We start from the raw sequence: 8,315 nt of genomic DNA, 5'->3' as shown, positions 1-8,315 counted from the left end.
GGGGGCAGTGGCTCGCTGGACCAGTTGCCCAGTGGCTACCAGCAGATGGCCACCGGCCCCTACAACGCGCTGTTCGTTCTCGATGGCGGCGCGCTGCGCTACGTGTCGAACAACAATGTCCTGAACACCTGGCGCACTGCCTACGGCAGCACCGGCCCGGTGGGCAGCGGCTATGCGCAGGTGGCGTTGAACGCCACCACCGCGGCGGGCGTGAAGACCGATGGAACGCTCTGGCAGTGGAAGGGCGATGAGCAGCCCGCCTCGCTGGGCGCGGGCTATGGCCAGGTGGCCAAGGGCACGTCGCACACCGTGGCGCTGAAGACCGATGGCTCCGTGTGGGTCTGGGGCTCCAATGCCAACGGCCAGCTGGGCGTGGATTCGCCGGCCGATGTGGACAGCCCCCAGCTCGTGGGCAACGGCTACACCGCGATCGCGGCCGCGAGCCAGCACACCCTGGCCCTGAAGTCCGACGGCACCCTGGTGGCCTGGGGCAGCAACAGCGCCGGCCAACTGGGCTCGGGGCTGGCCGGGACGCTGTCGCAGAAGCCGGCCCCCGTGGTGTTCGATGCCAGCTACTCCCCACAGCCCGGCACGGTGACCGCCAGCGGGCCCACCACGCGTCTGACGCTCACGGCCAAGGTGCAGATCGCCAGCGACCACCTGGCCAACGGCGTCAAGGGCAATGCCTTTGTCGTGGCCATCACCGCCAGCGGTGCGATCTATGCCTACAACGGCTCCACCTTCGTGGCCGCCAATGCGCTCAGCATCCCCGCCGCCTGGACCAGCAGCCTGCAGAACACGACCACGGCCCTGGCCACCGACCAGGACCTCACGGCCCTTGCCGGCAGCGCCTTCTTCGTCGGGTATGGGCTGGGCGTGACGCCTTCGGAAGCCCTGGGCGAAATGCTCACGAGCAAGCGCTACCAGCTGGGGTATGTGATCCCGTAACCGGTGGCGTGGTGCGGTGATACAGGCAGGGCCCGCGCAAGCGGGCTCTTTTTCGTCACTGCCTGAACGAGCCCTTGGGCCTGCCGATCCAGCCAGTCATCGCTGTAGTGCCACGCGCGTCCCGGGTCTGCGGGGGCTGATGCTAGGATGACAAGAGCCCAACTGACCGATGCCATGCTTCTGAAAGTGCTGCTGTCTCCGTACCGCTCCGAATCGGCGACCTTTTACACGCCGCTGTCCGTTGAAGCCGCGGCTGCAAGGCTGCGCAGGTCCGCAGAGTCATCCCTATTCCGTGCGCCCAAGGAAGGTGGAGCGGTAGGGACGGTCACCGCAAACAAAGTCTCACTGCAAAGGGTGGTTCCGCTCACCGGAAACTCCTTCAAGCCTTTTTTCGTTGGCCATTTCGAGGTTGCAGGGGGGCGAACCAGGCTTGTGGGCAAATTCACGATCCATTGGGTTGTGAAATTCTTCATGTTGTTCTGGTGCGGCGTGTGCCTCTATTGGACAGGCTCGGCGGCTCGCACGGCTTTCGAAGCGCCTGGAGAGTGGAGACTGTTTCCCTTGCTCGGGGTCGGCATGCTCTTCGCTGGCGCAGCTTTTGTCGCATTGGCCAGGTGGCTTGCCGATGGGGACCGGGAATATCTCTCGGGAGTGATCACTGGAGCGTTGTCGGGCGATGGTTGAATGCCCGAGTTTCACCCGAGACCACAGGATCCATTCCACGTTGTCGCGAGTTGAGAACGCCTGGGGTGTGACCTCGGAAGATTGCTGTCCCCATGAACATCATTCTTGAAAACTCGGAGCAGGTCGCGTGGTACACAGACGTGGCTGCGACCTTGCGGGCCATGGTCGTCGATCCAAGGGATTACGACTGGTATGTGAGCGACGTTGAAACCAACGTCTCGGTCCCCCTGCTCGATGGCGGTGACGGTTGGGTGACGGGCGATGCGCTTGCCGATCTGCTCAGCACGCCGATCCAGTTCATCTGGGGCGTGTTCAGCGCGTTCCCTTGCGGGGCGCGGGTCGAAGTGAGCCGTGCGCCAACCGCGGACGGTAATCGCAACCTGTGGCATCCACCCGAACCATCCCCGCAACTGTCTGGGGCCTGCTTCGAAGTGGTCTGCTGGGATTCGTCCTCGACAATCCTTGTGAGGGTGTCGCAGGAGCAGGCCACCGAATTCCTGCGAGCGTGTCCCGACGCGAAATCACTTTCTTCGAGCTGGCCAAAGTAGTTGATGGCGTTTGACCCGCCAGCGCCGCTCACGGTGCGAACTCGCCTTACCAGCAGGCCGATGTGACGCCACCGTCCACGAGGAAATCGCGGCCGGTGATGAAGGTGCCGTCCGGCCCCATCAGCAGGGCGGCCATGCTGCCGATTTCGTCGGGCGTGCCGGCGCGGCCGGCGGGGCACAGCCCGATCATGTGCCGGTAGCCTTCGCCTCTGGGGCCAGAGAGCTCATCGCGCGCCAGCGGCGTGATGCTCGGCCGATGGAGCCGGGGCCGATTACGACCACCACATCACCCATTGGGGATTTCTTTTTTGTTTTGCCGCCGCTCACCCCACAGGTGGCAATTGCGCGAGCAGCTTGTCCAGCGTGATGGGGTAGTCGCGTACGCGCACACCGGTGGCGTTGTAGACGGCGTTGGCCACCGCGGCACCCACGCCGCACAGGCCCAACTCGCCGACGCCCTTGGCCTTCATGGGCGAGGACATGGGGTCGGTCTCGTCCAGAAAGATCACCTGTTGGTGCGGTATGTCGGAATGCACCGGCACCTCGTAGCCCGCCAGGTCGTGGTTGACGAAGAAGCCATGCCGCTTGTCCACCGCCAGCTCCTCCATCAAGGCCGCGCCCACGCCCATGGTCATGGCGCCGATGACCTGGCTGCGCGCCGACTTGGGGTTCAGGATGCGGCCCGCGGCGCACACCGCGAGCATGCGGCGCACGCGGATCTCGCCGGTGGCGGCGTCCACGCCGACCTCGACGAAATGCGCGCCGAAGGTCGATTGCTGGTACTTCTGCTGCAGGTCGCCGAACTCGATCACGTCCTCGGCCACCAGGCCTTCGGGGCCGGCCACGTCGGCCAGGGCCAGCGTGCGGCCACCGGCGCGCACCGTGCCGCCCGAGAATTCGGCATCGGCCGCAGGCACCCCGAGCTTGTGCGCAATGGCCTCGCGCAGCTTCATGCACGCGGCGTACACGCCAGCGGTGGAGCAGTTGGCACCCCACTGGCCGCCCGAGCCCGCCGATGCGGGAAACGCCGAGTCGCCCAGCCGCACCAGCACCTTCGCCAGCGGCACGCCCATCACCTCGGCCGCGGTCTGGGCGATGATGGTGTACGAGCCGGTGCCGATGTCGGTCATGTCGGTTTCCACGGTGACGATGCCCCGGCTGTCCAGCCGCACGCGCGCCGCCGACTTCATGACCTGGTTGTTGCGGAAGGCGGACGCAACGCCCATGCCCACCAGCCAGCGGCCGTCGCGCACCTGCGCGGGCCGTGCGCTGCGGCGGCTCCAACCGAAGGTGTCGGCGCCCGTGCGCAGGCACTCGATCAGGCGCCGCTGCGAGAACGGGCGCGCTGGCTGGTGCGGGTCGACCTGGGTGTCGTTGACCACGCGCAGCTGCACCGGGTCCATGCCCAACTGCTCGGCCAGTTCGTCCATGGCGATCTCCAGCGCCATCAGGCCGGGGGTCTCGCCGGGTGCGCGCATGGCATTGCCCTCGGGCAGGTCGAGCACGGCCAGCCGGGTGGCGATGAGTCGGTGGGCCCCTGCATAGAGCAGCCGGGTCTGCGCCACGGCGCGCTCGGGCTTGCCGCCGGGCAGGTCGCCGGACCAGCTCTCGTGGGCCATGGCGGTGATGGTGCCATCGGGCGATGCACCCAGGCGGATGCGCTGGATGGTGGCCGGCCGGTGCACGGTGTTGTTGGCAATCAGGGGCCGCTGCAGCGCCACCTTCACCGCCTGCCCGGCAGCACGCGCGCCCAGCGCGGCGAGCAGCGCATCGGCGCGGATGAAGAGCTTGCCGCCGAAGCCGCCGCCCACGAAGGGCGAGACCAGGCGCACCTTGGCCTTGGGAATGCCGAGCGTGGTGGCCAGCTCGCCCACGCTCCAGTCGATCATCTGGTTGGACGTCCACAGCGTCAGCTGGTCGCCCTGCCAGGCGGCGGTGGAGGCGTGCGGCTCCATCATCGCGTGCGACTGGTCGGGGGTGGTGTAGGTGCCGTCCACGCGCACGGCCGCCGCCGTGAAGGCGCCCTCGAAGTCGCCCACGCGTGCGTCGGGCGAGGCGGCCGAGGGCTGGGGCGCGGGATCGACAGACACCTTGGCGGCCGCCAGGTCGAACCGGCCGGGCGCGCGCGTGTACTGCACCTGCACCAGCTGCGCCGCGGCCCGGGCCTGCTCGAAGGTTTTGGCCACCACCAGCGCAATCGCCTGGTGGTAGTGGTCGATGTCGGGCCCGCCCAGCAGCTTGGCCGTGTTGAGCCTGCCCTTGCCCAGCAGCCCGGCGCTGCGCGCCGTGACGATGGTGATCACGCCGGGCGCGGCGCGGGCCGCGTCCAGGTCCATGGCGGCGATGCGCCCCTTGGCGATGCCGGCGCCGACGACCACGCCGTAGGCCGCATCGGGCGCCACGTCGTGGCGCTCATAGGCGTAGGGCGCGACGCCGGTGGTCTTGAGCGGCCCGTCGATGCGGTCGACGGGCTGGCCGATGACCTTGAGCTGGTCGATCGGGTTGGTGGTGGCGGGGGTGTCGAATTTCATGGCTCAGGTCCTCGCTTGCGCCAGCACCGCGCCGAGCGTGCGCTCGGCCAGGGTCAGCTTGAATGCGTTGTCGTGGCTCGCCTGGGCGCCGGCCAGCAGGCGCTCGGCCACGGCCTTGGCGCCCTGGGGCAGGGCGGCGTCGGCCGCTTCCACGCGCCAGGGCCTGTGTGCCACGCCGCCCAGGGCCACGCGGCCCGAACCGTCGCGCTGCACGACGGCGGCCACCGAGACGAGCGCGAAGGCATAGGAGGCGCGGTCGCGCACCTTGCGGTAGAGGTGCGTGCCGCCCAGGGGCGGGGGCACGGTCACCGCGGTGATCAACTCGCCCGCCTCCAGCGCGGTCTCGATGTGCGGCGTGTCCCCGGGCAGGCGGTGGAAGTCCGCGATCGGGATCACGCGGGTGCTGCCACCCGGGCGCACCGTCTCCACGCTGGCGTCGAGCAGGCGCATGGCCACCGCCATGTCGCTGGGGTGGGTGGCGATGCAGGCCTGGCTGGCGCCGAGGACGGCGTGTTGGCGCGTGACCCCGCCGATGGCGCTGCAGCCGCTGCCCGGGCGGCGCTTGTTGCAGGCCTGTTCGGTGTCGTAGAAGTAGGGGCAGCGCGTGCGCTGCAGCAGGTTGCCGGCCGTGGTGGCCTTGTTGCGCAGCTGGCCCGATGCGCCGGCCAGCAGGGCGCGCGAGAGCACGCCGTAGTCGCGGCGCACGCGCTCGTCGGCGGCCAGCGCGGTGTTGCGCACCAGCGCGCCGATGCGCAGCCCGCCTTGCGCCGTGGGCTCAATCGTGTCCAGCGCCAGGCCGTTCACATCGATCAGGTGGCCGGGAGCCTCGATCTGCAGCTTCATCAGGTCGAGCAGGTTGGTGCCGCCGGCGATGAATTTTGCCGCCGGGTTGCGGGCCGCTGCGGCGGCGGCTTCGGCGGGGGAGCGTGCGCGTTCGTAGGTGAAGGGTTTCATGCCCGGCCTCCTGCAACTTCGGTCATTGCGTCGACGATGTTCGAGTAGGCGCCGCAGCGGCAGAGGTTGCCGCTCATGCGCTCGCGCAGCTCGTCCACCGAGAGCAGGGGCCGCGCCATGAGGTCGCCGGTGGCATGGCTGGGCACGCCGCGGCGCAGCTCGTCGAGCACGCCCACGGCCGAGCAGATCTGCCCCGGCGTGCAGTAGCCGCACTGGTAACCGTCGTGCTTGACGAAGGCCGCCTGCATCGGGTGCAGCTTGCGTGGCGTGCCCAGGCCCTCGATGGTGGTGACCTGGGCGCCCTCGTGCATCACGGCCAGCGTCAGGCAGGCGTTGATGCGCACGCCGTCGAGCAGCACGGTGCAGGCGCCGCACTGGCCGTGGTCGCAGCCCTTCTTGGTGCCGGTCAGGTGCAGGTGCTCGCGCAGCGCGTCCAGCAAGGTGGTGCGGTTGTCCAGCGCCAGGATGTGGGCCTTGCCGTTGACCTGCAAGCTGACCTGGGCCGATGGCGGGGGCGCACTCACCGCCGGTGCGGCCGGGCTGGCCTGCGCCGCTGCGGTGGTCGCCGCCGCGGAGGCGGCGCCGACGATCATCAGGTCGCGCCGCGAGATCGTCAGGGAGTCGTCGGGGGTGTCCATGGGGCTTCCAATCGGTGGGGTGTGGTTCTCAAAGGCGCATGGCCAGGTGCCACTGGCCGGTGCGCGCATCATTTCTTCTGGAACACGTCGCGCGCGACGGTGCTGGCGGTCACCGCGCTGGGCCAGCCGGCGTAGAACGCCAGGTGGGTGATGGCCTCGATCAGCTCGGCCTCGGTGACGCCGTTGTCCTTGGCCCGCTGCAGGTGCGAGCGCAGCTGGTCGGGCCGGTTCATGGCGATGAGGGCGCTGACGGTGACCAGGCTGCGGTCGCGCGGCGACAGGCCCGGACGGGCCCAGACGTCGCCGAACAGCACCTTGTCGGTGAGCTCGGCGAGCTTGGGGTTGATGTCGCCCATGAGCCGCTGGGCGGCCGTGGGCTCCGGTGCCTGCGTTGGTGGTGGGGGCGATGCCGGCTGCGCCAGCGCGCAGGCTGGGCCCAGTGCCGCGACCAGGATGGACAGGCGGGCACCGGCGAGCCAGCGGATCGATGCCTTGTGCAATGGCTTGCTCATTGGGGGCCTTTCGCCGGCGTTGCGCGCGCAGGGCCGTACTGCGCATCGGACACTTTTTCCATCCACTCCACGGCCTTGCCATCGAGCTGCTCGGCAATGGCCACATGGGCCATGGCGATGTCGGGCGTGGCGCCGTGCCAGTGCTTTTCGTGCGGCGGTATCCAGACCACGTCACCGGGGCGTATCTCCTGCACCGGGCCGCCCCAGCGCTGCACCAGCCCCACGCCTTGCGTCACGATGAGTGTCTGGCCCAGCGGGTGGGTGTGCCAGGCGGTGCGCGCGCCGGGCTCGAAGGTGACCAGGGCACCGCCGACACGGCCAGGCGCATCGGCGCTGAAGGGCGTGTCCACGCGCACGCTGCCGGTGAAGTTCTGGGCCGGGCCGGGGGCCGAGGGCTGGCTGCCGTGCCGGGTGATGCGCAGCCCCTGGTCGGCCTGCGCGAGGACGGAGGCGGCCAGCGACAGGGCCGTGACCGCGGACGCGAGTTGTTTCATCACAGAGGGTCCTTGTTCATGCAGAAGGGGGAGGGGTGTTCTGCGGCCGGCGGGAGCCGCAGCGGGGCGGCACGGTGCACTGGCCATGCAGGCACTGTAGGAGCCAGGGCCTGCAGGGACTAGCCCCCACCGCCTTGAAGGATTGGCAAGTTGCGCTTGATAATGGCCCCATGCCCATCAACGAACTGCGCTCGATCACGACCTTTGCCCGCACGGCCGAGCTGGGCAGCCTGCGCAAGGCCGCGGCGGCGCAGGGCATCACCCCCCAGGCCGCGAGCCAGGCCCTGGTGCAGCTCGAGCAGCACCTGGGCGTGCGCCTGTTCCACCGCACCACGCGCAGCATGTCGCTCACCGACGAGGGCCGCCAGTTCCTGGAGGCCGCCCTGCCGCCGCTGGCCGGGTTGCAGCGGGCGCTGGAGATCACGCGCCGCGCCAAGGACGAGATCGGCGGGCCGCTGCGCATCGTGGGGCCGCGCTCGGTGTTCGCGCCCGTGCTGTGGTCGCTGCTCGACGAGTTCTGCACCCGCCACCCCGAGGTGCAGCCCGACGTGCAACTCGATGACCGCATCGGCAACTGGGTGGAGGACCGCGTGGATGTGGGTTTTCGCATCGGCCGCTCGGCGGCCGAAGGCGTGGTGGCGCGCAGGCTGTTCCCGCTGCAGCTCATCGTCTGCGCCTCGCCGGCCTACCTGCGCCGCCATGGCGCCCCCGACAACCTGGGCGCCCTGACCAACCACCGCTGCAGCGTGTTCCGCAGCCCGGGCACTGGCCGGGTGATGCCCTGGCGCATGAAGGTGGCCGACAGCGTGGTCGAGCAGCCCATGCTGCCCGCGCTGTGCGTGAACGACGAGGTGCTGGAGACCGACGCGGTGCTCGCAGGCCATGTGCTGGGCCTGCTGTCGGGGGTTGCCGCCGCGGCCCACATTCGCGCCGGGCGGCTGGTCCCCTTGCTCACGGACCATGTGGATGACCAGTCGAGCGCATTCGTCTACTACGGCAGGCGGTC

Annotated in this window: 9 protein-coding genes and 1 pseudogene; 4 read left to right on the top strand and 6 right to left on the bottom strand. The window is 69.5% G+C overall.

Translation table 11 applies throughout. From position 1 onward, the window contains the following. From PMI14_RS04610 to PMI14_RS04600, 3 genes are all read left to right on the top strand, one after another. Nucleotides 1-948: Regulator of chromosome condensation (RCC1) repeat containing protein (locus PMI14_RS04610; RefSeq protein WP_007850320.1), on the top strand; the 948-nt coding region annotated here is incomplete at its 5' end. A gap of 174 nt (nt 949-1,122) precedes the next feature. Beyond that, nucleotides 1,123-1,632, top strand: a complete 510-nt coding sequence (locus tag PMI14_RS34700) for a hypothetical protein (RefSeq protein ID WP_146187932.1) — start codon at nt 1,123-1,125, stop codon at nt 1,630-1,632. 92 nt (nt 1,633-1,724) lie between these two features. Then, nucleotides 1,725-2,180 (top strand): hypothetical protein, encoded by a 456-nt coding sequence (locus PMI14_RS04600; protein WP_007850317.1) that lies wholly within the window; start codon nt 1,725-1,727, stop codon nt 2,178-2,180. A gap of 46 nt (nt 2,181-2,226) precedes the next feature. Here the strand turns inward: PMI14_RS04600 and PMI14_RS04595 are convergent. The 6 genes and pseudogenes from PMI14_RS04595 to PMI14_RS04570 all read right to left on the bottom strand — a co-directional run. Beyond that, a pseudogene (locus PMI14_RS04595) lies at nt 2,227-2,427 on the bottom strand (SDR family oxidoreductase); the annotation flags it as partial. A 76-nt stretch (nt 2,428-2,503) separates the two neighbouring features. Continuing rightward, nucleotides 2,504-4,711, bottom strand: coding sequence for an aldehyde oxidoreductase molybdenum-binding subunit PaoC (gene paoC / locus PMI14_RS04590; RefSeq protein WP_007850313.1), 2,208 nt, complete (start codon nt 4,709-4,711; stop codon nt 2,504-2,506). Nucleotides 4,712-4,714: 3 nt separating this feature from the next. Next, a complete protein-coding gene (locus tag PMI14_RS04585) occupies nt 4,715-5,665 on the bottom strand; it encodes a xanthine dehydrogenase family protein subunit M (RefSeq protein ID WP_007850312.1) in 951 nt (316 codons plus the stop codon). Then, nucleotides 5,662-6,303 carry an aldehyde dehydrogenase iron-sulfur subunit PaoA gene (gene paoA / locus PMI14_RS04580; protein WP_007850310.1) on the bottom strand — a complete coding sequence of 214 codons (642 nt, stop codon included), beginning with the start codon at nt 6,301-6,303 and terminating at the stop codon, nt 5,662-5,664. Before paoA ends, PMI14_RS04585 begins: the two co-directional genes overlap by 4 nt. Before the next feature lie 68 nt (nt 6,304-6,371). Continuing rightward, on the bottom strand, nt 6,372-6,815 hold the full coding sequence (locus PMI14_RS04575) for a carboxymuconolactone decarboxylase family protein (RefSeq protein WP_007850309.1): 444 nt from the start codon (nt 6,813-6,815) through the stop codon (nt 6,372-6,374). Next, nucleotides 6,812-7,309, bottom strand: coding sequence for a cupin domain-containing protein (locus PMI14_RS04570; protein WP_007850308.1), 498 nt, complete (start codon nt 7,307-7,309; stop codon nt 6,812-6,814). The genes PMI14_RS04575 and PMI14_RS04570 overlap by 4 nt, the downstream gene beginning before the upstream one ends. Before the next feature lie 170 nt (nt 7,310-7,479). On the opposite strand from PMI14_RS04570, the gene PMI14_RS04565 reads away from it, so the two are divergent. Further along, nucleotides 7,480-8,315, top strand: an 836-nt coding sequence (locus tag PMI14_RS04565) for a LysR family transcriptional regulator (RefSeq protein ID WP_007850307.1), incomplete at its 3' end; no start/stop codon positions are given.

This window comes from Acidovorax sp. CF316 (assembly GCF_000276605.1).
Lineage (GTDB): Bacteria > Pseudomonadota > Gammaproteobacteria > Burkholderiales > Burkholderiaceae_C > Acidovorax.
Note: the sequence above shows the minus strand (reverse complement) of the source record. Positions and strands in the feature narration are given on the sequence as shown.